24 protein-coding genes and 1 other RNA gene are annotated in these 26,466 nt (G+C 44.7%); 13 read left to right on the plus strand and 12 right to left on the minus strand.

What is annotated here, in order from left to right; translation table 11 throughout:
• Nucleotides 1-276: 276 nt before the first annotated feature.
• The 3 genes from RXX31_RS04375 (at nucleotide 277) to RXX31_RS04385 (ending at nucleotide 5,042) form a co-directional block, all read left to right on the plus strand.
• Nucleotides 277-1,365 (plus strand): efflux RND transporter periplasmic adaptor subunit, encoded by a 1,089-nt coding sequence (locus RXX31_RS04375; protein WP_317587888.1) that lies wholly within the window; start codon nucleotides 277-279, stop codon nucleotides 1,363-1,365.
• Between the two features lie 5 nt (nucleotides 1,366-1,370).
• A complete protein-coding gene (gene vexH / locus RXX31_RS04380; protein WP_317587889.1) occupies nucleotides 1,371-4,484 on the plus strand; it encodes a vibriobactin export RND transporter permease subunit VexH in 3,114 nt (1,037 codons plus the stop codon).
• A 240-nt stretch (nucleotides 4,485-4,724) separates the two neighbouring features.
• Entirely contained in the window at nucleotides 4,725-5,042 is a 318-nt protein-coding gene (locus RXX31_RS04385) for a DUF1244 domain-containing protein (protein WP_317587890.1), read from the plus strand.
• A 74-nt stretch (nucleotides 5,043-5,116) separates the two neighbouring features.
• On the opposite strand, the gene RXX31_RS04390 is transcribed toward RXX31_RS04385, so the two are convergent.
• Nucleotides 5,117-6,211, minus strand: coding sequence for a PLP-dependent cysteine synthase family protein (locus RXX31_RS04390; RefSeq protein ID WP_317587891.1), 1,095 nt, complete (start codon nucleotides 6,209-6,211; stop codon nucleotides 5,117-5,119).
• 133 nt (nucleotides 6,212-6,344) lie between these two features.
• Here RXX31_RS04390 and RXX31_RS04395 point away from each other — a divergent pair, with 133 nt between their 5' ends.
• Nucleotides 6,345-6,818: an Lrp/AsnC family transcriptional regulator gene (locus RXX31_RS04395; protein ID WP_317587892.1), complete on the plus strand. Its 474-nt coding sequence runs from the start codon at nucleotides 6,345-6,347 to the stop codon at nucleotides 6,816-6,818.
• Between the two features lie 63 nt (nucleotides 6,819-6,881).
• Here RXX31_RS04395 and tesB read toward each other — a convergent pair whose 3' ends face one another.
• The gene (tesB, locus tag RXX31_RS04400; protein ID WP_317587893.1) at nucleotides 6,882-7,742 is read right to left on the minus strand and encodes an acyl-CoA thioesterase II; all 861 of its coding nucleotides are present in this window, start codon (nucleotides 7,740-7,742) and stop codon (nucleotides 6,882-6,884) included.
• Between the two features lie 226 nt (nucleotides 7,743-7,968).
• On the opposite strand from tesB, the gene RXX31_RS04405 reads away from it, so the two are divergent.
• Nucleotides 7,969-8,403 (plus strand): YbaY family lipoprotein, encoded by a 435-nt coding sequence (locus RXX31_RS04405; protein WP_317587894.1) that lies wholly within the window; start codon nucleotides 7,969-7,971, stop codon nucleotides 8,401-8,403.
• 47 nt (nucleotides 8,404-8,450) lie between these two features.
• On the opposite strand, the gene RXX31_RS04410 is transcribed toward RXX31_RS04405, so the two are convergent.
• Complete coding sequence (locus RXX31_RS04410) at nucleotides 8,451-8,753, minus strand: DNA base-flipping protein (protein ID WP_317587895.1); 303 nt, start codon at nucleotides 8,751-8,753, stop codon at nucleotides 8,451-8,453.
• A gap of 247 nt (nucleotides 8,754-9,000) precedes the next feature.
• On the opposite strand from RXX31_RS04410, the gene RXX31_RS04415 reads away from it, so the two are divergent.
• Together RXX31_RS04415 and ffs are read left to right on the plus strand one after the other, a co-directional pair.
• Entirely contained in the window at nucleotides 9,001-9,744 is a 744-nt protein-coding gene (locus tag RXX31_RS04415; protein ID WP_317587896.1) for a hypothetical protein, read from the plus strand.
• Between the two features lie 147 nt (nucleotides 9,745-9,891).
• Nucleotides 9,892-9,988: signal recognition particle sRNA small type (gene ffs / locus RXX31_RS04420), an RNA gene on the plus strand.
• A gap of 65 nt (nucleotides 9,989-10,053) precedes the next feature.
• Here ffs and astA read toward each other — a convergent pair.
• A complete protein-coding gene (astA, locus tag RXX31_RS04425; RefSeq protein WP_317587897.1) occupies nucleotides 10,054-11,073 on the minus strand; it encodes an arginine N-succinyltransferase in 1,020 nt (339 codons plus the stop codon).
• Nucleotides 11,074-11,123: 50 nt separating this feature from the next.
• Nucleotides 11,124-11,975 (minus strand): MurR/RpiR family transcriptional regulator, encoded by an 852-nt coding sequence (locus tag RXX31_RS04430; protein WP_317587898.1) that lies wholly within the window; start codon nucleotides 11,973-11,975, stop codon nucleotides 11,124-11,126.
• Between the two features lie 436 nt (nucleotides 11,976-12,411).
• Between RXX31_RS04430 and RXX31_RS04435 the strand changes: the two genes are divergently transcribed.
• The 6 genes from RXX31_RS04435 (at nucleotide 12,412) to RXX31_RS04460 (ending at nucleotide 19,069) form a co-directional block, all read left to right on the plus strand.
• Nucleotides 12,412-13,458 (plus strand): TAXI family TRAP transporter solute-binding subunit, encoded by a 1,047-nt coding sequence (locus tag RXX31_RS04435; protein ID WP_317587899.1) that lies wholly within the window; start codon nucleotides 12,412-12,414, stop codon nucleotides 13,456-13,458.
• 142 nt (nucleotides 13,459-13,600) lie between these two features.
• Complete coding sequence (locus tag RXX31_RS04440) at nucleotides 13,601-15,511, plus strand: TRAP transporter fused permease subunit (RefSeq protein ID WP_317587900.1); 1,911 nt, start codon at nucleotides 13,601-13,603, stop codon at nucleotides 15,509-15,511.
• A 44-nt stretch (nucleotides 15,512-15,555) separates the two neighbouring features.
• Nucleotides 15,556-16,725 (plus strand): FAD-dependent oxidoreductase, encoded by a 1,170-nt coding sequence (locus RXX31_RS04445; RefSeq protein ID WP_317587901.1) that lies wholly within the window; start codon nucleotides 15,556-15,558, stop codon nucleotides 16,723-16,725.
• 2 nt (nucleotides 16,726-16,727) lie between these two features.
• Nucleotides 16,728-17,009, plus strand: a complete 282-nt coding sequence (locus RXX31_RS04450; RefSeq protein WP_317587902.1) for a (2Fe-2S)-binding protein — start codon at nucleotides 16,728-16,730, stop codon at nucleotides 17,007-17,009.
• Entirely contained in the window at nucleotides 16,999-18,384 is a 1,386-nt protein-coding gene (locus RXX31_RS04455) for an NAD(P)/FAD-dependent oxidoreductase (RefSeq protein ID WP_317587903.1), read from the plus strand. Before RXX31_RS04450 ends, RXX31_RS04455 begins: the two co-directional genes overlap by 11 nt.
• Nucleotides 18,377-19,069: an aspartate/glutamate racemase family protein gene (locus RXX31_RS04460; RefSeq protein ID WP_317587904.1), complete on the plus strand. Its 693-nt coding sequence runs from the start codon at nucleotides 18,377-18,379 to the stop codon at nucleotides 19,067-19,069. The genes RXX31_RS04455 and RXX31_RS04460 overlap by 8 nt, the downstream gene beginning before the upstream one ends.
• 226 nt (nucleotides 19,070-19,295) lie before the next feature.
• Here the strand turns inward: RXX31_RS04460 and RXX31_RS04465 are convergent, their stop codons facing one another.
• The 7 genes from RXX31_RS04465 to RXX31_RS04495 form a co-directional block, all read right to left on the minus strand.
• Nucleotides 19,296-19,961, minus strand: coding sequence for a GntR family transcriptional regulator (locus RXX31_RS04465; protein ID WP_317587905.1), 666 nt, complete (start codon nucleotides 19,959-19,961; stop codon nucleotides 19,296-19,298).
• Between the two features lie 183 nt (nucleotides 19,962-20,144).
• A complete protein-coding gene (locus tag RXX31_RS04470) occupies nucleotides 20,145-21,053 on the minus strand; it encodes an ABC transporter substrate-binding protein (protein ID WP_317587906.1) in 909 nt (302 codons plus the stop codon).
• A gap of 107 nt (nucleotides 21,054-21,160) precedes the next feature.
• A complete protein-coding gene (locus RXX31_RS04475; protein WP_317587907.1) occupies nucleotides 21,161-22,561 on the minus strand; it encodes a Xaa-Pro peptidase family protein in 1,401 nt (466 codons plus the stop codon).
• Between the two features lie 47 nt (nucleotides 22,562-22,608).
• Entirely contained in the window at nucleotides 22,609-23,469 is an 861-nt protein-coding gene (locus tag RXX31_RS04480; RefSeq protein WP_317587908.1) for a MurR/RpiR family transcriptional regulator, read from the minus strand.
• A 31-nt stretch (nucleotides 23,470-23,500) separates the two neighbouring features.
• Nucleotides 23,501-24,706, minus strand: a complete 1,206-nt coding sequence (locus RXX31_RS04485) for an ABC transporter ATP-binding protein (protein ID WP_317587909.1) — start codon at nucleotides 24,704-24,706, stop codon at nucleotides 23,501-23,503.
• A gap of 2 nt (nucleotides 24,707-24,708) precedes the next feature.
• Entirely contained in the window at nucleotides 24,709-25,539 is an 831-nt protein-coding gene (locus RXX31_RS04490) for a carbohydrate ABC transporter permease (protein ID WP_317587910.1), read from the minus strand.
• Between the two features lie 2 nt (nucleotides 25,540-25,541).
• Entirely contained in the window at nucleotides 25,542-26,441 is a 900-nt protein-coding gene (locus RXX31_RS04495; RefSeq protein WP_317587911.1) for a sugar ABC transporter permease, read from the minus strand.
• Nucleotides 26,442-26,466 lie beyond the last annotated feature (25 nt).

Raw genomic sequence — 26,466 nt, forward strand, 5'->3', positions numbered from 1 at the left:
TTTTTATACTTAGAAGCTGTTTTCCCAACTCATCTCCCAAGTGCGGAGCGAATCATAGCAAACTCGCTCCGACTGTAAAGTATTTTTCTTGCGTTTATACGTCGAATGCTGTCTTTTTATGCAAAGATGCTAGAAAGTCAGCGTTTTGTTTGTCATTTATACAGAATAAATCCTCATTTCTTCCGGAATTTACACTACTTGACGTTGCGGCTCGTAACTATTGATAAACTGTATGAAGTTTAATGACCTAAGTTTATTCGCTAATTGACTAAGAATATGAATATGAAAGCCACTTTATCCTTATCTGTTTTAACGCTTTCTCTATTATTGGCATCGCAAACTACTTTAGCAGCGCAGCGCGGCCCAACTGCTGTTACGGTTGTGACAGAGCAAGTAGAAACGCATGAAATCAACCAGTCCTTATCTCTAATTGGTAAATTAGAGGCAGCAGAGTCTGTGGTTGTTGCTTCTGAAGTGTCGGGCAAAGTCGAGCAAATTGCCGTAAAAGCGAATCAGAATGTCCAGCAAGGGCAACTGTTGATTAAGTTAAATGATGACAAAGCAAGAGCAGCGCTTGTTGAGGCTCAGGCATACCTTAAAGATGAGCAACGTAAGCTCAAAGAGTTTCAGCGATTAGTCGCACGAAATGCAATTACGCCGACGGAAATTGATGCTCAGAAAGCCAGTGTTCAAATTGCAGATGCTCGCTTAGATGCTGCAAAAGCTAACCTTGCCGATCTTCATATTACTGCACCATTCTCCGGGACTGTTGGATTTATTGATTTCAGCCGAGGAAAAATGGTCAGTGCGGGTACTGAACTTTTAACCCTGGATGATCTTTCTGTTATGGAATTAGACCTGCAGGTACCAGAGCGATATTTGTCGATGCTTTCTGTTGGGATGGACGTCCAAGCCAAGACAAGCGCATGGGGTGATCAATCTTTTATCGGCAAAGTAACCGGTATTGATACTCGTATTAGCACAGAGACGCTGAATTTACGTGTGCGTATTCAGTTTGATAACCCGGAAAATCGCTTAAAGCCGGGGATGTTGATGAACGCATCTTTAGCGTTTCCTGCTATTGAAGCGCCGATTATACCCGTCCAAGCGTTAGAGTATTCTGGCACCAAGCGATACGTATATGTCATTGATGAAAATAACAAAGCCACACGTACAGAGGTGCTGCTTGGCGCTCGCGTGGACAACGAAGTTGTGATTGAGTCAGGAGTAAAAGTCGGTGACAAGATCGTTGTTCAAGGCATCGTAAATATGCGTGATGGCGTACAGGTTGAAGAAATTGTTGCGCCAAAAAAAGCGCCAAAAATAACGTCAACCGGTGTGAACAGTGAATCGGATAAGGAATAGAACTGATGTTACTTTCTGATATTGCTGTAAAACGTCCTGTTGCGTCACTGGTATTGAGTATGCTGCTTTGTGTGTTTGGCTTTGTGTCATTCAACAAGCTTTCCGTGCGCGAAATGCCAGATATTGAAAGCCCTGTCGTGTCGGTCTCTACTCGTTATGAGGGGGCTTCTGCCACCATCATTGAGAGCCAAATTACTTCCGTTCTCGAAGACCAACTTTCCGGTATCAGTGGCATTGACGAGATCAGTTCTACCACACGAAACAGCTCGTCACGAATCACGATTACCTTTGAACTTGGGTACGACCTCAACACCGGGGTCAGCGATGTGCGTGATGCCGTCGCTCGAGCTCAACGTTCATTGCCTGATGAATCTGACGACCCAATTGTTTATAAGAACAACGGCTCAGGTGAGGCATCTCTTTATATTAACCTCAGCTCTGCAGAGATGGACCGTACCCAACTGACGGACTACGCAGAACGTGTGTTAATGGATCGCTTCAGCTTGATTTCCGGGGTGAGTTCGATCGACCTTTCGGGTGGCCTTTACAAAGTCATGTATGTGAAGCTCAAGCCTGATCTTATGGCTGGCCGATCAGTGACGGCATCGGATATTACCACCGCACTGCGTGACGAAAACCTTGAGAGTCCTGGTGGTGAAGTCCGTAATGACTCTACCGTCATGTCGGTACGAACCGCACGAACCTATAAAACGCCCGAAGACTTCCAATACCTGGTGGTAAAGCGGGCGAACGATGGCACGCCCATTTACCTGAAAGATGTTGCCGATGTTTTTATTGGCGCGGAAAACGAAAACTCGACCTTTAAAAGCGATGGTGTGGTGAACGTCAGTTTAGGCGTGGTGCCGCAGTCGGATGCTAACCCGTTGGAAGTAGCTGAGCGGGTTCGCTCTGAAGTAGATAATATCCAAAAGTTCTTACCGGATGGCACACGCCTTGCGATTGATTATGATGCCACGGTGTTTATCGAGCGATCCATAGAAGAAGTTTACAGCACGCTATTTATTACTGGTGGTCTGGTTATTCTGGTGCTGTATATCTTTATTGGTCAGGCTCGAGCGACGTTAATACCAGCGGTGACGGTACCAGTCTCGTTGATTTCGTCTTTCATCGCCGCGTATTACTTCGGTTTCTCTATCAACTTGATTACGCTAATGGCACTGATTCTATCCATCGGTCTGGTGGTCGATGACGCCATTGTGGTCGTGGAGAATATCTTCCACCATATCGAGAGAGGTGAGTCTCCGTTACTCGCCGCCTATAAAGGAACGCGTGAAGTTGGCTTTGCGGTTATCGCAACCACATTTGTTCTGGTGATGGTGTTCCTGCCAATCTCCTTTATGGATGGCATGGTTGGTTTGCTGTTTACGGAATTTTCAGTATTGCTGGCAATGTCGGTAATTTTTTCTTCGCTGATAGCACTGACGTTGACGCCAGTATTAGGCAGTCAGATTTTAAAAGCCAACGTCAAACCAAATCGTTTCAACGAAACGGTCGATCGCCTGTTTGCGAAACTGGAGCGTGGTTATCGCGGCGCATTGAAAGGTGCATTGAAAGTTCGCTTAATCGCGCCTTTGGTGATCTTAGCTTGTATGGGCGGAAGCTATGTTTTGATGAATCAGGTTCCGGCGCAGTTGACACCACAAGAGGATCGAGGGGTGGTTTTTGCTTTTGTTCGTGGTGCGGATGCAACGTCTTACAACCGGATGGCTGCCAACATGGACACCGTCGAAGACCGCTTAATGCCGTTGTTGGGGCAAGGGTTCCTGAAGTCATTTAGTATCCAGACCCCGGCATTTGGTGGCCAGGCAGGCGACCAAACGGGCTTTGTGATTATGATTCTTGAAGACTGGAATGATCGAGAGATCACCGCTCAGCAGGCTTTAGGAGAAGTGCGTGGTGCACTTGCGGGTATTCCAGATGTGCGTGTGTTCCCGTTTATGCCAGGTTTCCGGGGCGGTTCCAGTGAGCCCGTTCAGTTTGTGTTGGGCGGCTCGGATTATGATGAGCTACTGGTCTGGGCTGAAGAACTGAAAAACAAAGCGGAAGAGTCACCAATGATGGAAGGCGCAGAGATTGACTACTCTGAGAAGACGCCAGAACTGTTAGTGACCGTCGATAGACAGCGTGCAGCGGAACTCGGTGTCAGTGTCAGAGATATCTCCGATACCCTTGAAATAATGCTGGGTGGTAAAAGTGAGACCACTTATGTTGATCGTGGTGAAGAATACGACGTCTACTTGCGCGGTGATGAGAATAGTTTCAACAACGCGGCGGATTTAAGTCAGATTTACCTGCGCACCAACAGTGGTGAATTAGTGACGCTGGATACGGTCACCAAAATAGAAGAAGTGGCGGCTTCTATTCGTCTTTCTCATTACAACAAACAGAAATCCATCACCATTACGGCGAACTTATCTGAAGGCTATACCTTAGGTGAGGCTCTCAATTATCTCGACCAAGAAGCGATTGATTCTCTGCCGGGTGATATCTCAATAAGCTATTCTGGCGAGTCAAAAGACTTTAAAGAGAATCAGTCCAGCGTTGCGGTTGTTTTTGCACTGGCCTTGCTGGTTGCTTATCTCGTACTGGCGGCTCAGTTTGAGAGTTTCGTCAACCCATTAGTGGTGATGTTTACCGTTCCAATGGGGGTATTTGGTGGTTTCTTGGGCTTAATCGTAATGAGCCAGGGCATGAACATTTACAGCCAGATTGGTATGGTCATGTTGATCGGCATGGTAACGAAAAACGGCATTTTGATCGTTGAATTCGCTAACCAGCTTCGTGACCGTGGGGTTGAGTTTGAAAAAGCCATCATTGATGCGGCGGCTCGCCGTTTGCGTCCAATCTTGATGACGGCATTTACCACTCTAGCTGGTGCTATCCCATTGATTTCGTCGACAGGGGCGGGTTATGAAAGCCGAGTCGCGGTTGGTACGGTAATTTTCTTTGGTATGGCCTTTGCGACCATGGTGACTTTATTTGTTATCCCGGCAATGTACCGCTTGATTGCAGCAAATACGCGCGCACCAGGTCACGTAGAAGCTAAACTCAACAAGGCATTGAGCCAGGATACAAAAGGGCGTATTGCTCACCCTTAATAATGCCAATTTGTCGACGGTAGAAAGCACCGATTGATTGGTTCATTCGGTGCTTTTTTGTTTTGTCTAAATCCGTTTTGCGTAAGACACAATGGCGTTTTAGGTGACTTGGCGTTACCCTGTGTGACGAATCATTTTTACAATAATAGTGCTTGTTGTTTACTCTCTGGCTAAGGATGTGACGTGTAGTTCGCATTCATGCCGCTGGCAGCAAGTGAAATAATCGAGAAGGAAAGTAAAGTGGCTGAATTTAAATACAAAAATCTTACCCAAGAAGAGCAGGACAAACTCGATGCAGCGACATTTCGTCGTCTATTAGCTCATCTGGACGAAAATAAAGACGTTCAAAACATAGACCTAATGATCCTAGCGGGCTTCTGCCGTAACTGCTTTAGTAAGTGGTACAACGCAGAGGCAGAAAAACTCGGTGTCGACTTAGACATCGATGACGCTCGTGAGCGTGTTTACGGTATGACTTACGATGAGTGGAAGCAAAACCACCAACCAGCAGCAACGCCAGAGCAGTTAGCCGCCTTTGAAGCGCGTCAGAAAAAGTAGTGCTTTAAACCGTATAAAAAACAGCCCGCATCGTGCGGGCTGTTTTGTTTTTCCTATCTCGTTGTTTAGCCTCTTTAGGCTACAATCGGCTCACAGCATGCAGGCTCAACACAGCCTTTCGCTTGGATGACCTCAAGCTGCGCAAGATAAGGCTGAATATCACCGATGTTTGTCTTAACCCATGCCATATTGAAGTAAGTATCCAGGTAGCGGTCACCAGAATCACACAGCAGAGTCACGATAGATCCCGTTTCACCACTAAGTTTCATCTCACAGGCGAGCTGAAGCACCGCATACAGGTTGGTTCCCGTAGAAGCGCCCACTTTTCTGCCTATTAGCTGAGAAACCCAATGAGCAGTCGCTACGCTTGCCGTATCTGGTATTTTGCGCATTTCATCGACCACGCCAGCGATAAAGCTAGGCTCTACCCGAGGGCGACCAATACCTTCAATTTTGCTTCCGCTCTCGCACTTCAAATTCGAATTTCCGGACTGGAAAGCGTCATAGAACACCGAATTTTCAGGGTCAGCAACGCACAATTTCGTCTCATATTTTTGGTATCGGATAAATCGACCTATGGTTGCCGATGTGCCACCCGTACCCGGACTCATTACCACCCAAGTTGGAATGGGATGGTCTTCTAACTTCATTTGGCTAAAGATGGAGTTTGCAATGTTATTGTTTCCACGCCAGTCAGTTGCACGTTCCGCATAGGTGAACTGATCCATATAATGCCCATTCAGCTCTTGGGCGAGACGTCGGGACTCGTCATAGATTTGATCCGAGCGTTCGACTAAATAGGCTTTACCACCATAAAACTCTATTTGTTCTATTTTTTTTCGGGCCGTACTTTTTGGCATAACAGCAATAAATGGCAGGCCAAGCAGGCGAGCGAAGTAGGCTTCAGATACAGCAGTGCTTCCTGAGGAGGCTTCAATCACGGTGGTTTCAGGGCCAATCCAGCCATTGCAAATCGCATACAAAAACAGAGAGCGCGCTAAACGGTGTTTTAATGATCCAGTAGGATGGGTGCTCTCATCTTTTAAATAGATATCGATCCCTTCCAGAGAAGGAAGGTCGAGTTTAAAAAGATGAGTATCTGCAGAGCGTTGAAAATCCGCTTCAATTTTACGTACTGCATTATTGATCCACTGGTGGTCAGTACACATAGCGTCTCTCCTTGAAAGTGATAAATTAGATTTTGTTTGAAAATAATTTACCTATAATTCGGGAGAAAAACTTTGCTATATTTGTTTTGTGATGGTTATTTTGTAGAAACAAATTCTCTTAAAATTAGATTTTATGGAAAATGATTTAGATAAAATTGACAAGAAGTTACTTTCTTTACTCCAGACAGACGGAACACTGTCGCTCAATGAGTTGGCAGAGCGGGTTAACCTCACCACAACGCCATGTTGGAAGCGTCTTAAGAAATTGGAGGACGGTGGATTCATTGAAAAGCGAGTTGCTCTGTTAAGTGCGGAAAAACTGGATCTATCGTTCATTGCGTTTGTGCAACTTAAGACCATTGATCACTCTGAAGAGTGGTATCACCATTTTGTCACTACAGTGAGTGATTTCCCCGAAGTCATGGAATTCTATCGAATGGCGGGTGAGTACGATTACATGATGAAAGTGCTGGTCAAAGACATGAAGTGCTTTGATAAGTTTTATAAGCGTCTGGTGAATAGTGTGAAAGGGCTTTCAAATGTGACCTCTACGTTTGCCATGGAGTCGATTAAATACACCACAGAGTTACCTATTGGTCGTATTTAATCAACGGCAATCAGTTGCTAAAAAGGAGCGCGTGCCGCTCCTTTGTCGTATTTAAAAGCCAATCTATTTCGTGTAACGCATCACGCCTTCTTGAACCGCTGTTGCGACCAGGTGACCTTGTTGGTTGTAGATTTCTCCGCGAACCAGCCCTCGAGTGTGGCTCGCGGTTGGGCTTTCTATAGCGTAAAGCAACCATTCATCCATCTTAAACGGACGATGGAACCAGATAGAATGATCGATGGTTGCCACCTGGAAATTTGGTGTCATTAAAGAAACACCATGTGGATGTAACGCAGTGACTAGGAAGCCCCAATCCGACGCGTACGCTAATAAATACTGGTGAATTAATTGGTTATCCGGCATTTCGCCATTAGCTCGAATCCAAAGGTATTGTTTAGGCTCTGCTTTGGTCGGTTTGAGTGGATTGATTACCGTGACCGGTCGCGTCTCAATCGGCTTTTCACCACAAAACGTTTTGCGCAGCCGTTCAGGCAGATATTCCGCAATATGGCTTGCCAGCTCGCTTTCGGAAGGAAAGTTTTCTGGCCCCGGAATATCAGGCATGGTTTTCTGGTGGTCGAATCCAGGTTGATCGCCGTGATAGGAAGCCGTCAGGTAGAAAATAGGGCGGCCATTTTGAATCGCTTTAACACGGCGGGTACTAAAGCTACGACCATCGCGCAGGTTTTCCACGTCGTAAATAATTGGTTTTTCAGAATCGCCCGGATAGAGAAAGTAGCTGTGAAATGAGTGTACAGTTCGAGTCTCTTCGACGGTATATCGGGCGGCAGACAGTGCCTGTCCAATCACCTGACCACCATACACTTGAGGTAAACCTAGGTTCTCGCTCTGTCCGCGGAACAAGCCTTCTTCTAGTTGTTCGAGTTGTAGCAGGCTGAGCAACTCTTTTAGTGGTTTACTCATTGTGTCTCCTCACCGAGTGTGTTGATATCAAGTTACCCCATTTCCCACAGGTCTGTGAAGGGGTCTAAACTACCAGAAGTATACTTTGTAACAATAATGAAACAAAATCAAATGCTTGGTATCTCTTAACTCCGTCAAACTATTGTTAAATCAAGTGACTTGTCAAAGACAGCATGCTGATTCGGCCGTATACTTATCTCGGCTTAATATTCATCCTGAGGAATATATGAAAAAAACACTATTACTTGTTACATCTTTATTTTTTGGTGCTGCTTTGGTGGGCTGCCAAACTTCTCAAACAACAGAAATGGATTCTGCTGAGGTGTCAATGAAGACAATTACAGGTACAGTGGCTTACCGCGAACGTATTGCTTTACCGCCAAATGCTGTGGTTACCGTATCACTAGAGGATGTGTCTCTGGCAGATGCGCCGTCAAAAGTACTTGCTAAGCAAACATTTGAAACAGAAGGCAAGCAGGTTCCTTTTGCTTTTGAACTTAACTACGACAGCAACGAAATTCAGGCGAAGCATACTTACAGCGTTCGTGCACGTATTGACGTCGACGGTAAGTTACGTTTCATCAGCGATACTCGCCACGCAGTGATTACTGATCCGGAGCAAACTCAACAAGTCGATATCAGACTTGTCGGCGTTCGCTAATTTCCGACCGTTAAAGTAAAAGTGCGAACAAAAGATGGCAGCTTTGTTTAAGGCTGCCATTTGTATTTTCTAAGCGATACTTTTCCAAGTTCAGACACTTCTATTCCTTCAGCCTCAAGCTTGGCTTTTTGCCTATTCAGGTCCCGACCTTTTAATGAAATCTTGCCCTGACTGTTGATTACTCTAAACCACGGGAGTTTGCTGCCTTCCGGTAAATTTCCCAGTGCTTTTCCAACATGCCTCGCGTAGCCCGGATAACCTGCCATTTTTGCGATCTCCCCGTAAGTTGACACTTTCCCTGGTGGAATTTGGTGAATTACAGCAAAGATTTGCGTTAAGAATTGGTCCATACTCAAAGTGTCCGTTGTGGATTACCAAGGAATGGTAATACAGGCGGCCAGTATTTCGCCATTAGTTATTGACGCGTGTAGCAACCCAGTTTTTAGCGTTTGAACGCCGTTACATTTTCGCAGCCCAGTACGATATTGGCGAACTCTGTGCGATACAAAATGATGTCTAGACCCCACTTAACGACGAACGAGTTCGTGCCTTGTTTGTCGTTGAGTTCCAAAGTTGGTGGGGAAGCCAGGAGGCGCTATGATTTTTTCTACAATCCAGTTTTTTATCACGATTCTACTCGCGGTAGTGTGTGCCAGAGCAATGAGTTTAAGTGGCGGAGAGCTACCTGTTCTTGCTCTTATGATCCCTGCATTATGGCTACTTCCCCAAGGCGGACTAGCCGGTTTAGTGCTGCTTGGCGCGATGATGGCGTTTGGAGCCACGCTCTCGATTCAACCGATCGCGTTATCTATCGGGATATTGATTCTATTCCCATTGTTAATGGTGGTGTTCTCTCATCGCAGTTCCCTTGGTGTGTTGCTTACTACCGGATTAATTGTTTTGACTTTACAGGTCGGCATTATGGTGACCCAGCAGGGGGGGAAATTGGATGGCTCAGCATCGGTAACGGTTGTACAGACGCTCGCTGTCATCGTTATGTGGTGGGCAATTACTCATTGGAAGGCTTCGAATAAGCACAGCTGGTGGCCATTGTTATTGTTGTTGCCTTTATGGGTGGCGGATTTGACCTACGCTGCGCTGGTGGCACTCTGTTTGACTGGTATGCTCGCCTCAATGGAGACGCTGACAAGGATCAGGCAATCCATTCACTGGAGTAAGCTGCTTTGCTGGACGTTACCAACAGTAGGTTTTGCAGCGCTGGTTGTAAGCCCTGCGACAGATGTGCCTAAACCTGTCTTTGTTGTGTGGATCTGCTTACTGGGTACGGCCTGGATGACGGATTACATCTTACGCAGTGGGGATGAGCAAGCGGAGCTATAGTTAGTTATCAGATCCTATATTGACCGAGTTTTGTTCAAACGATCGCTAATTGGTGAAATTAAAGGTTTTTGCCCTTGCATTATGAGGTCCGATACTGAATAATCGCCCCATCGTTTGAGGCAAGCACTCAACAAAAGAATTATGGGGCCCTGGTCCTCTCGCAACAATAGCTCGTGAACTCGGTCAGGTCCGGAAGGAAGCAGCCGCAGCGTGTGACTTGTGTGCCGGGATGTGGCTGGGGTCCCACCCATTGAAAAGCCTGCAGTGTTTAAATACATTGCAGGCTTTTTTCATATTTGTTGTTCATCATTATAAGGGCAAAGCTCGAACTGATTGTCCTTCTTCAATTTCTAACGCACTTAAAATCTCTTGCGTCAAATAAAGAGAACCCGTTGAAGTGTCATAATGTGCTTTGGCTGACGTTGCTCTGAAGTTCTCAAACGATGTATTGCTGATCAAAAAGTCTTTTGTTTCGGCAATATCTCCGACTTTCGCAGTGGCACGGAATGAATTGCGCACCGATTCTATATTTCTTAAATCACATTCTACAGTCGGTCCCGCATCGAAAATGTCTACGTAATCACGGCAGACAAACCCTTCTTTTTCCAACATTTTAAGTGCTGGGACGGTATTAGTATGGACTTTGCCTATAACAGCCTGAGCTTCAGGGCTAAGTAGATTTACGTAAATGGGTAACTTAGGCATTAGCTCTGTAATAAAGCTTTTGTCGCGTGTACCGATTAGGTAATCAGCTTGTGTAAAATCAATAGAAAAAAAGGAATCCTGTAGCCATTTCCAAAAAGGGGAGTGACCCTTTTCATCTGAGATTCCGCGCATTTCTGCAATAATGACTTTCGCAAACCGCTCCGGGTGTTCAGCCATAAGAAGAAAGCGGCATTTTGACATCAGTTTTCCATTTAACCCTGCCCGAAAAGAAGGACGTAAAAACAGCGTGCAGATTTCTGTACAGCCAGTGTAATTGTTCCCGAATGTCAGTAATTTCACGATGTTTTTCACGCCAAGCTTCGAGGAAGAATGAAGGATCGTGCTGATATGGTAGCTATATGCTGGCACCTCCCAACCTATTGATGCTTCTATAGCTGTGGTCCCGGCAACTTCTCCTGTTTCAGAATCGAAACCTACCATAAGGTAGTTTTCGTCAGTCGGTTCATTAACCTTCTGCTTTTCAAAGCTCTTAATCGAGCTCGCTATCTTTTCATTGAGTAGCGCTTCATCGACAGGGAGTGAGGTAAATCCATGACCAGATTCTTCAGCACACAATCTGAGCGTGCTGTAATCGGCTCTTTTAATTGGTCTGACAACAAGCATTCCTTGCCTCCTAATATTTTCTTTTTTATGGGTAACCTAAATAAGCCAGGTTATTCATCACGACTAAGGTTTAGCCATTTTCTCGATGAGTCCCATGATTCCATTCGATCTTTTGTCTCATCCCAGTTCGACTCTGCGATATAAGTGAACATAGCCTCAATAACGGCAAAGGCTGAAGCGTAACAGTCCCAGAATGTGTCTATTCCAACGGGTAAAGCGAGTACTTCTTTTGACCAGCTTGCTATCGGGGAAAACCAGGGATCTGTTATCAGAACTACATGGGCATTGCGTTCTGTACGTGCATGTTTTGCGAGTTCACATAAACGTTCCTGATACCTGCGAAAATCAACGATAACGAGAATATCTTTAGGCCGAATCCGCAAAAGGTATTCTGGCCACTCTTCTGGGTCTGAAGGGATGTGGTAAACCTTACTGCGGATTTGTCGGAGGTGTCTGAAAAAGTAAAGAGCGATTGGGTCACTCATTCGGTTACCTATGATAAACACACGTCTATCTGAGGCGGAAAGCAATTTACATACTCGGTTAAATTGTGCTTCAGAGAGCGAATTTTTTGTCTGCTCAACCAGTGTTTCCACGCGGTTTAAAAAGCCGTTTAAATAATCGCCTTCAACTGGCACGCTTGAATCTTTGAGTTCAATTGGTGAACGTTGACCTTCTTTCAGTTCGTTGATTAGCTGGCGTTGAAACTCCTGATAGCCAGAAAACCCGAGCTTGGTTACGAATCTTGAAATTGTGGGTGGTGAAGTCTGTAAATTTTGGGCGAACTCATTGATTGGCTGTAGTCCGGCGAATGGATAGTCAGCCAATATCGCAGAGCTAAGCCTTTGCTCTGTTGATGTGAGTTCCTTAGACATTTGTTCGATTCGTTGTTTTACGTTCATAACAATACGTGGTTTGTGTCGATTAAAACCATCAAGCCATTGTGAAATTATTTTGTCAATTTATTTTAATTCCACATTTATGAAAATAATTTATCAAAACGAACTCTAGGTTTGATACCAGCAGAGGCTTTTGCCTCTTCTGCCCATAGTAATACGCCGTAACAATATAGGTTTTATGTGGGTAAGTTTTCGCCAAAGGGAGCGGAAAATAAGGCCTGGACTGTAAGTAAACCGAGTCAATTGAGGGTTTCATTACACCTTTTAGCGTAATCAACTATTTTGTAATGCCATTGTTATAACCAATTGAAAATGTGACCTCTGATAGTATAGTCTGGAGCGCTTGCTAAATAAGTTGTATTATTATTCGAAGCTTTTGCATGGATATGTACGGAACTAAATTAAAATTTAGGTTAACAACCCCGGAATGAGGTTAATTATGGATTATTCGAATCTAAAAAAGATAAAGACATCTTACTTTAGTAAGTTGATGTTATCTCTGATGTTCTTGGCTTTTTCTTTTCAATCGCAACTTTCTCATGCGAGTGAGTTATCGCCTAAAACATTGACCTGGGCTGCCGGTGGTGTTGGTGGCGGTTGGTATGTTCAGGCGGGGGGGATTGCAAACCTGGTCAAAGAAAAAGAGCCTAATCTGACCATTAAAGTAGTACCGGGTGGTGGTGTTGTTAACCCAATGCGCGTATCAATGGGTAAAGATGACCTTGGTTGGGGTATTACTTTTATCGATAAAATGGCTCTTAATGGTTCTGAACCTTTGTTTAGACGTCCTAGCCCTGATGTGACCAGTTTAGGCGGAGTATTTGGTATGTACTACATTCATACCGTTGCAGCTGCGGATACAGGCATAACAACATTGCAAGAACTTGCAGATATGGTCAAAGCGGGCAAATCAATAAATGTTGCAGTACCAATGAAAGGAACATCTGATCTACCTATGATAGAACAGATTCTGGGCTTCTATGGTGTGTCTATTGATATGATCAAAGATGCGGGCGGTAAAGTCATTCATGCTGTGTACTCAGATATGGTTAGCTTATATAAAGACCGTCATGTTGATTATGTCTTTACCCATCTATCAATTCCAGGCGCTGCAGTAACTGAAATGGCAGTCAGCCGTGATACTCAGTTGTTACAAATTAGCGAAGAATGTATTGCATCCCTTCATGATTCTCTAGGTACGCTTTCTTCAGAAAGTGGTATGGCTGTTATTCCAGCGGGTACTTATGAAGGCCAATCTGGTGGTGTTTCTACTGTCGTTTCGTCTGGTGAACTATTGATTAATAAAAATATCTCTGATGATGTTGCTTATACGATCATTAAAATCATTTCTGACAATATTGATGCGTTGAAAAAAGAAAACCCAGCGAACAAATACTTTGTTCCAAAAGACGGTTGGAAAAACGTAGCAGTACCATTGCATCCAGGTGCAGTGAGATTCTACAAAGAAGCAGGTTACATGGAGTAATTTCGCAAGTCAGTTATACCTGAAACCTTGATGTCGCACGAATATGATGATGTGACATCAGGGTTGTTACGACGAACTGGATAATTGTTTGATATTCAGATTATTGAGTCGTCGAGTTGTTATATATACAGGGACCGTCCTCATGAGGAATTTATCGGGTTTTCAAAAAACCATTATTGGCTGGTGGTTATTTAGCGCAGCAGTTTTTCAGCTAATTACAGCTTTTACGGGAATTCTGGAACCGCGTTGGCAAAGGGGTATTCATATACTCTTTCTATTGCCGGTCGCGTTTTTGCTGTTTTCAGGAAGTAAAAATAAACAGCAGGACCAAATACCTTTTTATGACTGGGTCTTAGCGTTTCTTTCTCTACTACCATCTCTCTATGTCATCATAAATAATGATGCTCTAAATATGAGATATTCATTTATCGACCCATTGACGACGTTAGAAGTCTGTCTCGGGACGTTAAATATTATATTGATTTTGGAAGCGGTTCGAAGAGCTGTGGTCCCGGCAATGGCTATTCTGATCGCCGTTGCTATTGGTTACCTGTTTATCGCTCCATACTTGCCAGGCGTTTTTTACGCGAAACCTGTCTTGTTTAGTGAAATCATTGAAATGCAGTTTTTGCTGACCGATTCGGGAATTTACGGTTCTATTACTGGGGTGTCGGCAACCTTTGTTGCTTTGTTCGTGATCTTTGGCTCTTTTATGGAGCAAACAAAAACTGGCGAATTATTAACGGATATCGCATGCCGTCTATCAGGTAAAGGTCCGGGCGCACCGGCTAAAGTTGCTGTTATTTCTAGTGGCTTTTTTGGTTCCATTAGTGGCGTAGCGGCAGCAAACGTTTATGCGACAGGGACTTTTACTATCCCATTAATGAAAAAATTGGGTTATAGACCGCAGTTTGCGGGTGCTGTGGAAGCGGCTGCTTCTACCGGTGGGATGTTAATGCCACCGGTTATGGGGGCGGGCGCTTTTGTGATGTCAGAAATTACGGGCGTCTCTTATCTGAATATTGTTTTGGCTGCCTTAATTGGTGCGGTTCTTTTTTACGCCAGTCTTATCCTCAAAGTCCATTTTACTGCGTATAAAGAAGGGATGAGTGGCATCAACGAAGAAGATGTTGTGCCTTGGAGCCGAATTGCCAAAAAAGCGTATCTGTTTATTCCTCTTGTCGGGCTGGTTGGTTTCTTATTTGCTGGATATTCTCCGTATGTTTCAGCAAACGCCGCTATCGTATTGTCCTTCATCATCAGTTTCTTTAATAAAGAGACGCGCATGACTCCGAAGCGTCTATTCTACACTTTGGAATCCAGCGGAACGAACATGGTGATGATCGCGTTAGCGTGTGCGGGTGCAGGTATGGTAGTGGCTGTAGTCACTCATACTGGTTTAGCGCTTGGTATTGCATCTGTGATCACTGGTTGGTCGGGAGGGTTCCTGTTACCAGCTCTGTTCCTTATTATGGTGACCTCGCTAATTCTGGGTATGGGATTACCTTGTACACCAGCATATATCATTGCGATTACTATCGGTGGTCCGGCGTTACTTAATATGGGCGTTGATCTTCTCGCTGCTCACTTATTCGTGTTCTACTTTGCTATTCTCGCAGGTGTAACACCGCCAGTTTGTGTTCCTGCCTATTGTGGCGCGGCAATCGCGGGGTCGAAGCCATTACAAACGGGTATAGAAGCGTTTAAGTTGTCATCTATAGGCTTTGTTATTCCTTATTTATTTATCTACAACAAAGCGATGTTACTGCAAGCCGACACATTCGATATTCTTCTTTTAGTTGGCCTTTTGGTTATTGCTATTTCTTTATTTGCGATGGGCTTTACCGGTTTCTGGAAACGAAAGTTTTCTTTGCTGGAGCGTGTGCTGACTATCGGTTTAGCGGTTGGAGTGATGCTGCTATGCGCGCACCCTGAATTTGTTAGTCATCCCGTGGTTATAGCCATTGAAAGCGCTATCTATCTTTTCTTATTTTATAAAGTTGTAGGTCGCTTTTTGGGAAAGCGCCAACCAGTACCAGTTGATTGTGAGTAGTTGGTCGTTTGGTTTAACGACTAATTGTCTCTAGGAGGTGTTGTTTGTCTGATTTAACTTCGGATGTCGTAGTAATTGGTGCTGGTGTCATAGGATCTTCTATAGCATTCCATCTTGTTAAGCGTGGAATGTCTGTGGTACTCGTTGATAAAAATGAGCCAGCGGGTGAAACGTCAGGTGCTTGTGATGGATTGATTTTCTGTCAGTCTAAAAAACCTGGGACCCACCTGAAAATGGCGATGGAAAGCAAAAAAATATTCGATTCCTTGGTGGGTGAGCTGCCATTTGATATGGAATTAGAGCATACTGGTGGTTTAGTCACAATTGAGAGTGAAGCCGAATATAAGGCCATGAGCCAGTATGTTCAACAGCAGAAATCTGCCGGATTGGACGTTTCTCTGATAGACGGTAAACAGGCTCGGGAGATTGAGCCTGCGTTAGCTGACTCTATTGTCGGGGCTGCATACTCGCCTATTGATAGTCAGATTAATCCACTCACACTTAATTTAGGGCTAGCGTTCGGTGCTAAACAGCGTGGTGCTACCTTATTAATGCGTGAGCCTGTCATTGATGTGTTGTGTGATAACGGTCAAGTGGTGGGTGTAAAAACAAGTAAGCGTACCATTTCCTCTAACATAGTTATTAATGCCGCTGGTATCTATGCACCAGAAATAGCCAAAATGGTGGGACTTACTGTACCGATTAAGCCTCGCCGTGGGCAATTGCTTATCACTGAACCTATTCCGAAGCTTCTTAAGACCTGCATGATATCAGCAAGCTATATTGCTCAGAAGTTCGATCCCAGTTTAGCCGAAGCTGGGGCAAAAGCGGTTTCGATTGAACAGACAAAAACGGGTTCATTATTGTTAGGTTCCAGCAGAGAGTTTGTTGGTTTTGACCGCAGTACAACTCCTGACGCAATCAGTCGAATTGCAGGTAACGCTGCACGGGTGATTCCAGAATTGAAGAAAAGACAAATTGTAAGGGTTATGGCCGGTTTAAGACCCTATACGCCTGATGGACTGCCCATACTGGGACATGTTGAAAATATCAAAGGGTTTATTATGGCAGCCGGTCATGAGGGTGATGGTATTGCGTTATCTGCTATTACCGGAGATTTGATCTCTCAGCTTGCCGTTGATAATCAAACCGATATCTCTTTGGATGAGTTTGCCTTATCGCGGTTTGAAGTTGCACCGCAGGGAGTGCTTTAACCATGAGTGATCTACGAATTTCTAAAGTGCTTGGTCCCCAGGTACTGATTAAAGTGAATGGCGAATCAGTTACGGTATATCAGGGAGAGTCGGTTCACGCTGCTCTTATTGCTGCAGAGAAAAGACAATTACGCAGCTCTCTTAAGCTCGGAGAAAAAAGAGGCGTTTTTTGTGGTATGGGCGTTTGTTACGAATGCCTGGTAACGGTAAATAACGTTCCAAATGTTCGCGCCTGTATGACAGAAGTTGTTGCTGATATGGACATAGTAATCGATGAAAAGTAAGCAGTATGACGTAGTCATCGTTGGTAGTGGTCTTGCAGGAATGGCTGCTGCAAAAGAGTTTGCAAATCTGGGTATTCGTTACCTGGTTGTCGAAGAAAACCGTCACCTCGGTGGTCAGCTTATTCGCAAGCAACCCGGGCAACCTCCGTTAGACAAGTTTCAGGATAAAGTTAAAAAAGCCGGTTTCCAGTTAGTGGATGACTTCGCTGAGAATACAAACATTCTGCGAAACTCCCGAATTCTCGGTATTTTTGGCGACCAAAATATTTATCTGGAAGATGCTCAGGGAAAAACTCACCTTATCGAAAGTCGTTTCATTTTGTTAGCCACAGGAGGGCGTGAAAAATTCATGCCTTTTAAAGGCTGGACATTACCCGGTGTGATTTCCTTTGGCGGTTGTCAGGTGATGATGAAAAGTTCTGGGATATTACCGGGAAAAAATACGGTTATCGCAGGTGGCGGACCTCTGTTATATGTTTTGTCCGGGCAGATTTTACGTCATGGTGGGAAGATTCCTTTGATTCTGGATCGCTCATCCATGATTGATAAGATGAAGTTTCTTAAACTCATGCCACCACAATGGTCGAAGATCGGTCAGGTCGTTCAGGACATGAGTACGATTACCAGACACTTTACACCAATGCATAGTCAGCACGCAGTCGTTGAAGCTCGTGGGGACGGCCAATTGGAAGAAGTGGTTTATGCCAAACTCGATAAGCACGGCAAATTTATTCCTGATACGGAACATACTGTCAGTGCGGATAGTCTTGCAATCGGTCAGGGGCTGGTTGCGAATACTGAGCTTGCTTCAGGTGCAGGCTGTGACGTGCGCTATTCAGACCAACTGGGTGGTTGGATTGTGGCTACTGATTCCCGTTTAAAAACATCGAAAGATTCCATTTATGCAGCCGGTGAAATTACGGGTATCGGTGGTGGGGAGCAATCCCTACGTGAAGGAGAACTGGCTGCTTTAGTTATCGCAGAGCAGTTGGGACACTTATCTGACGCAACTGAAACGCGAATCAAGCAGTTACAACATTTTAGGAGCAGTCAGCTGGGTTTTAATAAATTTATATCTGAGCTGAGTTCTGTTCCTACTCCGGCCTGGGAAGATGTGGCCGACGATACTGTTATTTGTCGCTGTGAAGACATTACCATGGGGGATATCAGGAAAGCGATGGAACTCGGGCTTGATTCGGTGAGTCTACTAAAGCGCGGTACAAGAATAGGTATGGGGCGGTGTCAGGGTAGAACTTGTTCACCAATACTGAATGATATCCTTACTGCTAATAATCTGACAGCGACATCGACGAGCGTTCGCTTCCCTGTTAAGCCTGTAAATTTAATTTCATTGGAGTCTTTTTCTGATGAGTAGTCCCGATCGCGAACCAGTTCTTGGTTTGATTATGCTTGATACTCAATTTCCACGTATCAAAGGTGACATTGGTAACCCAGCTACTTTTGAATTTCCGGTAATTTACGAGCGAGTGAGTGGAGCAACAGCCCAACGAGTGGTAAAAGAAGCGGATTCTGGGCTGTTAGAACCCTTTATAGAAGCTGCCCGTAAGCTGGAAACTCGTGGCGCAACGATGATTTCGACCAGTTGTGGTTTTCTTGCTATGTATCAGCAGGAACTGAGCGCTTGTGTTGAAATCCCTGTTTTAACGTCAAGTTTGCTGCAATTGAAAACTGCGCCAATAATGCTCAAATCATCTCAGTCATTAGGTGTCATGACCGTTAGCTCTGATTCACTGACGGAAAAACATTTTTCGGCATTGGGTGTGCGTCGTTCCGATTATCCAATTATTGGTATGGATAAAGATTCAGAATTTGTATCAGTATTTTTGGGTAATAAAACTGAACTGAATGAGTCTCTGTGTTGTCAGGAAATGGTTGAAACAGCGCAACGTTTTGTTGCTAATAACCCGAATCTTGGTGCGATAGTACTGGAATGCACGAATATGCCGCCATATTCGAATGCGATAAGACAAGCTACCGGGCTTCCCGTATTCGATGTGGTGACATTACTAAATTATGCTAAGTCGAGCTTATTGGGTTAGTACAAAAGGTTCGCTGCTCTATCCCAAGTTTAAAATGATCAGGCTTACTATGATCACCAAGCGATTTTGCTGACTTATGTTGCAAGCATCAAATTGAAAAGCCTGCAGTGTTTAAATACATTGCAGGCTTTTTTCATATTTGTTGTAGAAGTCTTCATAGGCTCTTCTTGTTGTAGGCTTGCAATAAAAGTTCCCGCATTTTGATGTTAGGCCCAACCAAAAAAGCTTAACTCGCGAACAATTCTCGAAAATCAATTTGGCTATTTCTCTGCCTATCAATCTCGAGTGATGCTTTGATCTGACTTAGATGATGCTTCATCCATACCACTGCACCTTCAGTGTCTTGATTGTCCAGTAAGTCGAGCAAATGGCCATGATCGCCGCAGTCACAACCGACGCTATTAATAGAGCCATAAGAGGCGATAACTAGCGATGAGCGATAGCATAAGTTTTCTACAAAATTGGCCAGTACCGTATTGCCGGCAATTTTAGCTAATTCATAATGAAATTGAGAAGTTAACAAAATCGAAGACGGTAAATCATTGTCCTTTTCAGCTTGTTTCTCTTGTAAAACAATTTGTCGTAATTGGGCGGATAATTTACGGTCCCAATTACGTATCAGGTTTGGAATCAATTGAGTTTCAATTAATATCCTGGAGTCGAAAACTTCATTAGCTTCACGTTGATCGGGAGCATAAACTTCAGCGCCTTTATTTGGTCGTATCAAAACGAATTGCTCAAGAGCCAGACGTTGTAATACTTTTCTAATCCCCGTTCTGCTGACATTAAATGCTTCAGAAAGCTTATCCTCAGGTAACCTGGCACCCGGTGGCAACTGATGCGCAACTATTGTTTTCAATAGCTTATTGTATATTTTATCTTCGCTAGACATTATAGATTCTCAATACAATAGGTTAACGACATACTCTCTGCCTGAATAATATTCAAAGTTATATCAGTAAAAAATACGCCCCGCGAATGCTACTTCTCCACCAATGGGGCGCATATTATTAACGGATAAATTCTAAGCTTTAAACACAGGCACAGAGTAGACTAGTCAAATTACAACGTATCATTAAGCCGTTTGGTTTAATGCACGAGCAGCAATTTTATGATTAACAAGTTCTTCATAAGGAATTGGTTGTGCAGATAGGTTTCCGTCAGCGATAGCTTGCAACCAACGTTCGCATGAAGGGCGGTCAATCTCTGGCGAAGTCCTCATTCCCCATTCACGGTACGCATTGACGAGAGTAATCAAGTCATCAAGCTCATTAGCTGGGAACAATTTGGCCAGTAGCTCACTGATTTCTTCTGCAGGATGCTCATTCACAAACTGCATACCTTTGTCTAATGCACGGCTGAACTTAACCTGAAACTCTTCATCAGCGCCCAACGTTTCTGGTGTGCAGTAGTAAACACTCCATGGAACTGCGCCACCTGTCTGGCTTAAATGAGTCACTATTACATTGTCGGTTTCGCGACTGAGCTTCAGAGCAGAAATAGGATCAATCAGCAGGTAATCGCCTAATCCACCTACAAACAGCTCTTTCATCATCGCGCCGGACAGACAACGAGCCATTTTGACCTGAGCCTGGTCGATATCATGCTCTTTTAGCAACTGCTCCAGGAACATGCCCGGGCTGGCACCATTACCTCCAGGGACCAAAATGGTTTTATCGATTAAGTTTTCGAACTGAAATTGTTCTTCTTTTCTGCCAACAATCACCATAGGGCAACGTGCAGCAAGTTGTGCAAAAGGCACCAGTTGTTTTCCGTTACCGTGATACATCGCAGGCACCCAAATGCCACCCAGAGCATAGTTTGACGTGCTTTGTTCGATTTCAGTGATCACCTTGTCCCATGGGCTAGGTACGATAGCGTTTAGTTCAATGCCTTCTTCTGCAAAATACCCGTTTGCTACCGCCAGATATTCCGGCAAATAGTTAAGGCTGTGCCCGGTTGCAGCAATTTGAATTTTTTCCATAAAATCCTCTGGCAATCATGCCGATATAACCCAGTACTGAACAGATTCAGGACGAACAAATTTAATCAGTTAAATACTGAGTGAGTTAATTGTTAACTTTTAAAAAATTACGCTTTGATACGAATCGTTTCGATTGGCGTGTGGCAATTTAGGTTTTCGTAGCCATCTTCAGTCACGGCATAGCTGTTACCGATGTTGGCACCAGATTCTTGTGGTGCTAACCATTGTGGATGCAATACGAATGTTAAGCCTGGGCGGCAGATATCGGTGTTATGTGACGTCAGGTTAAATTTGTCCGGATTACCATGCATACCAACGCTGTGGCCAACGTTCGGGTTATGTGGGCCCGCAACCGCAGGATAAATATGCATAAGTTTGCGACCGGTAGCTTCAAAATCGACATCGGGTACGTATTGCTCAGGAATCTCTACTGCAGAGAGGTCATCATTCGGTGCCCAGTTGTAAGGCATGGTCGCGGTAATATCATCCTCAACATAACCTTGCTCCACATACGCTGAGAATGCGGCTTTGTTGATATCGCAGGCACGTGCTCCCGGACGAATCGCTTTTTCTGCACGGCGCAGTGCTTCGGTACAAACTTCAAGCGTCTGCTCCTGCTTATCGGTAATATCACCAACAGCGATCATTCGTGCCATTTGTGCTGAATAACCACGGAAAGAGATACCTGATACGTAGAAGTTGATCAGATCGCCAGACACAATACGGTGGCCGTATGGCTTACCACAATGAGTACCATATTGGTTGACACCAATCTGGTAAGCATCAGCATTTTCACCACCGCGAGCCAGCTGTGCAAAGCTAAATGCTGCGTACAATTCAAAGTCAGTCACACCCGGTTTACAGGCATGAACTGCCGCTTCAAAGCCGATATCCATTAGTTGTGCTGATGCACGGATTTGGTCCACTTCGTTTTTAGAACGAATGCGTTGCATGTTAAGGATAACGTGAGTCATCTCTTTGTATGTCGCTTTCGGCAGCAAACTCTGAATACCATGCCAGTGTTTAACCGATGATGAATCACCAATCAAACCGATGTTGGCTGTGCTATAGCCAAGGTGGGCCAGTGATTTCACCACGCCTTCAACCAGTTGACGACCGGAGTCACCTTGACGGCCTGAATATTCGCGGCCTAGTGCACCAACCTGATACATTTTTTCAACGCCTACCGCTTCACCGAGAGAAGGTGGCAGTAGGACAGATTGTGTGTAGAAGGAATATAACTGTAAGCCTTTGCTGCTGTCAGTTGGGATAATTAACACGCCTTCACGCATCCAGTCACATAAATAGCGAAGGTATTTGTTGGTGGTATTAAAACCGCTGGCACCGTTGGCGTTCACAATGGTGACGTCCAGTTCTGCAATCATCGCTTCACGACGAATTTGCTCAATTCTGGAATAAAATTCTGCTTCAGGAATCGCCTTTGGTGGCACAAATTCAAAGCTGGGTTCAAACCCTTGTAAAAGTTTTTCAAACTGATTCATAGCCATTTTATTACTCCTTCAGGCATGACTTCCATTATTTATAATTGGCTGTTTTACAGTTCATCCAATTGCTGATGCTGATTATATGAATCTGCGAGTCTGCGGCGCTCGTTGGGGCCAGCACGTTCAAAAGCTGCATTAAGTAGCAAGTGATTTAAGGCCATGACGGAGGTGTGATCGTCAAGTGGGCCTGTATTGTCGCAACAACAGCGAATGTGCCAGGAGACTTCCTGATTAAACGCTAAGTGATTGTCACTAATCAGCAATATTTCGGCTCCGGTGTCTATGCATTGACTAAGCAATTGACGCCATATAGTTGGGCGGCGACGTAAGCCATACAAAACCACCAGATCCTGTTCGTTTATGGCGCTAAGAAACTCGCCCAAGCCACCATCACCGGTCTGGACTAAGCGAGCCTCATCATTGAGTTGGTATAACTGAAGTTGAAAGTAGGCTGCTAAAGCATGGCTTGCTCGGAAACCAAAAACCCACACTCGGCGAGAGTTAAGCATCTTATCTGAGATACTATTTACTCGTGATTCACCAAGTTGTTTAAACGTTTCAGTAATATTGCTTCCGTAGAGGATGCTGGTGTCTGGCATCTTTTCATCACTCAACACCGCTTTTCGCTCAGCTTGAAACAGAGGAACCCCCGATTTACGTTCCTCTCGTACCTGCCGTCTCGCTTCATCAAAGTTTTGATAGCCAATATGACGAATAAAACGAGACACGGTTGCATTAGATACCCCGGCCAAAGAAGCCAGTTCTGACGCAGTGTAGCTGGCTAATTCACCCGGAAAGTCCAATATAAATCCCGCGAGTTGTTTCTCAACAGGGTGCAACGATGGATAATGCTCTTTTACGCGTGAGATAAATGAGTCTTTGACTACTTTGGTTTTATTGGTATCAGACATATTTACACCCAAACTCAATCGCCTCTTTGTTTTATGCTTGCTTTACTCGGCCAGTGACACGGTTATCCAGTTCATAAAGCTTTCCCACAGGGTTTTCGATACGCTCCCCGGTTTCTTCATCAAACCAGTAGCAATCTTCAGCCTCATAGCTAAATGAGCCTTGCTGACCGATTTCAAGGTGCACATTGCCCGGAACTCGAATAAAAATGGTGTCTTTCTCGATCAAGTTTTCTTCTTCATCGATTTCGAGACCAAGGTTGAGACCCACCACTGTTTCAGCACCAAGCTTTTCTACCGCAACCACGTGGCCTTTAATTAACCCTTCCAGTCCCTCTGCGAGAATCATTTTCTCTGGACGAACGCCAAGGATCGCTTTCTTCGCCTCTGGTAACGCACCAGAGTGTGTCCAGCTTTCGTGTCCTGAAGCTTTTAGCTCTTTACCGTCAATATCAACCGTAATCAGGTTCATCGCTGGTGAACCAATAAAGCGAGCGACAAAGGTATTACGCGGATCGTTATAAATATTTTCCGGTGTATCGACTTGCTGAATCTCACCCTGGTTCATGATGATGATTCGCGTTGCCATGGTCATCGCTTCAACCTGGTCATGCGTGACATAGACAAAGGTCTTTTGCACTTTTTTGTGTAACGCAGAGATTTCAGAACGCATCTGAGTACGTAATTTTGCATCCAGGTTTGATAGCGGCTCGTCCAGAAGATAGATAGATGGGTCACGAACCAATGAACGTGCTAGCGCTACACGTTGACGCTGACCACCAGAAAGCGCAGCAGGGCGACGGTCCAGTAGCGGCGTCAACTCAAGTTGCTCAGCGATTTTGTCAGTCGCTTTTACGATGGCGGCATCTTTCATCAGAGACCAACGTTTTAGCGTGTTAATAATCGGTAAGTGATGCCACCAGTTAAAGCGGTTCATCATTAATGGGAACGCAATGTTTTCGCGCACTGTTAAGTGTGGATATAGCGCATACGTCTGGAATACAAACGCAATGCCACGCTCTTTCGGCGTCCAGTCGTTAGCGACTTGATTGTCGATAAGGAACTCGCCGCCTGAAATATCAGACAAACCAGCAATCATGCGAAGTAGTGTTGATTTACCACAGCCTGATGGACCCAGTAGAACCAGAAACTCGCGGTCATTGACTTCAGCATTGAATTCGCTAATGACGGTATGATCACCAAAAGACTTAGAGATATTGTTGAAATTAAGTTTAGGCATGATTACCCCTTAACTGAGCCAGCAGTTAAACCAGCTACAATTCTGCGTTGAATAATTAGGAAAAAGACAATGGCTGGAATACTGAAAATCAGCGCCGCCGTCATAACGGTTGATAAAGGTGTGTCGTATTGACCAATGAATGAAGCCAAACCGACACTCGCTGGCCATAAATCGTCGTCATTAACAAAGGTTGAAGCGAACAGGAATTCGTTCCATCCGGAGAAGAATGAAATGACCGCCGCCGCTGATAAGCTTGGAGCTATCAAAGGGAGAATGATGGTCGTGAAAATGCCAAAACGTGGGCAGTTATCAACCGCAGCTGATTCTTCAATTTCGTAAGGAACCTGATCGATCGCACCTTTAATGATAAAAGCAGCAACAGGCAGAGCAAAACCAACGTTAGCCAGAATCAGACCATACATACTATTGAGCAAGCCCATAGTAATAAACATTGAGTAAAGCGGAACAACCAACAATGCTTCAGGCACAACCTGTGTAGTGAACAGTAAGAAACCAATCAGGCCTTTACCATGGAATTTGAGTCGACTTAATGCGTAACCCAGCAAAGAGCCTAATAACAAACTTAATATTGTCGTGCCCGCAGCAATGAAGAAAGTATTAAACAACCAGTGCATAACTGGCACACTGCCTATTGCCGAAAACATGGCCGGTAGGTTTTCTAGCTGGAGCCAAAAACTCTGACCTTCATTATAAAGCTGAGCTTCAGAAGATAGCGCAGTATTCAGCATCCAGTAGATCGGGAACCCACTAAAGGCCAGTAAGATTGCGATCAATACATAGCGTAATAACGCAGGTGTTTTCCGTAACAACATATCTATTTCCTTGCCTGACGACGTTCTACATATTGGTGGAAAGCAGCAACCAACATCGCAAGTACCAGTCCGACAACCCCGTAAGCACTTGCTACACCAAGGTCATAGTCGCGGAATGCGATTTGTTTAAGCTGGACAACCAAAGTACCGGTACTGTCTAGTGGACCACCACCTGTAAGAAGGTAAATCAAATCGTAACGGCGAATTGACCATACAGTAATCAGTAGCGCGACCAGCTGAACCGCAGGGCGGATGTGTGGCCAGGTCACATTACGATAAACGTTAAGTGCATCTGCTCCGTCAATTCGAGCTGCTTCTCTTACTTCATCAGGTACCGACTGAAGGGCAGCCAGGACAACCAGCATCACAAATGGTACGGCTTGCCAAACAGTCACCAAAACAATCGATGTCATCGCCATATCTGCGTTTGTCAGCCAGGATTGCGCATCAAAACCAAGCATCTGTGCAATCTCGTTAAAGACACCTGAACGCTCGTTATACATCCACAACCAGATCAACGCTGCTGCTACACTTGGTACCGCCCATCCAAACAGAAGGATTGCACGCACAATGGCACGTCCAGGGAAAGGACGGTTGATAGCAAGCGCTGCTACAACACCTAACGCCACGCTAAACACTACAGACAGTAGTGAGTAAACAATCGTGACTCTTACCGTTTTAAAGAAGGTTGGGTCCTGGAACAGTAGTTCGTAGTTCCCTAAACCAATGAATTTACCGCCTGATGGATTGGTCAACATCGCTGATGTCAAACTCATATACATCTCTTTAATCAGCGGCCAGTACATAAATACCGCCAAATAGATCATCGGCAAAGCGACGAAATAATAGGGCAGAAGGGACGCCCGCGACTTACGCGAGCGTTGTGTTAAAATTGCTTCCATGAGGACTCTCTTAATCGATAGGACT

It is taken from the genome of Vibrio sp. EA2 (assembly GCF_033042495.1).
Classification (GTDB): Bacteria; Pseudomonadota; Gammaproteobacteria; order Enterobacterales; family Vibrionaceae; genus Vibrio.

What these genes read in the sequence shown, in the direction of transcription:
- RXX31_RS04450 (WP_317587902.1), top strand. Translation starts at nt 16,728, where the DNA reads ATGAGTGATCTACGAATTTCTAAAGTGCTTGGTCCCCAGGTACTGATT.
- RXX31_RS04435 (WP_317587899.1), top strand. Translation starts at nt 12,412, where the DNA reads ATGGATTATTCGAATCTAAAAAAGATAAAGACATCTTACTTTAGTAAG.
- RXX31_RS04495 (WP_317587911.1), bottom strand. Translation starts at nt 26,441, where the DNA reads ATGGAAGCAATTTTAACACAACGCTCGCGTAAGTCGCGGGCGTCCCTT.
- RXX31_RS04460 (WP_317587904.1), top strand. Translation starts at nt 18,377, where the DNA reads ATGAGTAGTCCCGATCGCGAACCAGTTCTTGGTTTGATTATGCTTGAT.
- RXX31_RS04415 (WP_317587896.1), top strand. Translation starts at nt 9,001, where the DNA reads ATGATTTTTTCTACAATCCAGTTTTTTATCACGATTCTACTCGCGGTA.
- astA (WP_317587897.1), bottom strand. Translation starts at nt 11,073, where the DNA reads ATGCTTGTTGTCAGACCAATTAAAAGAGCCGATTACAGCACGCTCAGA.
- RXX31_RS04390 (WP_317587891.1), bottom strand. Translation starts at nt 6,211, where the DNA reads ATGTGTACTGACCACCAGTGGATCAATAATGCAGTACGTAAAATTGAA.
- RXX31_RS04405 (WP_317587894.1), top strand. Translation starts at nt 7,969, where the DNA reads ATGAAAAAAACACTATTACTTGTTACATCTTTATTTTTTGGTGCTGCT.
- RXX31_RS04480 (WP_317587908.1), bottom strand. Translation starts at nt 23,469, where the DNA reads ATGTCTGATACCAATAAAACCAAAGTAGTCAAAGACTCATTTATCTCA.
- RXX31_RS04470 (WP_317587906.1), bottom strand. Translation starts at nt 21,053, where the DNA reads ATGGAAAAAATTCAAATTGCTGCAACCGGGCACAGCCTTAACTATTTG.
- RXX31_RS04455 (WP_317587903.1), top strand. Translation starts at nt 16,999, where the DNA reads ATGAAAAGTAAGCAGTATGACGTAGTCATCGTTGGTAGTGGTCTTGCA.
- RXX31_RS04375 (WP_317587888.1), top strand. Translation starts at nt 277, where the DNA reads ATGAATATGAAAGCCACTTTATCCTTATCTGTTTTAACGCTTTCTCTA.
- RXX31_RS04490 (WP_317587910.1), bottom strand. Translation starts at nt 25,539, where the DNA reads ATGTTGTTACGGAAAACACCTGCGTTATTACGCTATGTATTGATCGCA.
- tesB (WP_317587893.1), bottom strand. Translation starts at nt 7,742, where the DNA reads ATGAGTAAACCACTAAAAGAGTTGCTCAGCCTGCTACAACTCGAACAA.
- RXX31_RS04410 (WP_317587895.1), bottom strand. Translation starts at nt 8,753, where the DNA reads ATGGACCAATTCTTAACGCAAATCTTTGCTGTAATTCACCAAATTCCA.
- vexH (WP_317587889.1), top strand. Translation starts at nt 1,371, where the DNA reads ATGTTACTTTCTGATATTGCTGTAAAACGTCCTGTTGCGTCACTGGTA.
- RXX31_RS04475 (WP_317587907.1), bottom strand. Translation starts at nt 22,561, where the DNA reads ATGGCTATGAATCAGTTTGAAAAACTTTTACAAGGGTTTGAACCCAGC.
- RXX31_RS04465 (WP_317587905.1), bottom strand. Translation starts at nt 19,961, where the DNA reads ATGTCTAGCGAAGATAAAATATACAATAAGCTATTGAAAACAATAGTT.
- RXX31_RS04440 (WP_317587900.1), top strand. Translation starts at nt 13,601, where the DNA reads ATGAGGAATTTATCGGGTTTTCAAAAAACCATTATTGGCTGGTGGTTA.
- RXX31_RS04395 (WP_317587892.1), top strand. Translation starts at nt 6,345, where the DNA reads ATGGAAAATGATTTAGATAAAATTGACAAGAAGTTACTTTCTTTACTC.
- RXX31_RS04430 (WP_317587898.1), bottom strand. Translation starts at nt 11,975, where the DNA reads ATGAACGTAAAACAACGAATCGAACAAATGTCTAAGGAACTCACATCA.
- RXX31_RS04485 (WP_317587909.1), bottom strand. Translation starts at nt 24,706, where the DNA reads ATGCCTAAACTTAATTTCAACAATATCTCTAAGTCTTTTGGTGATCAT.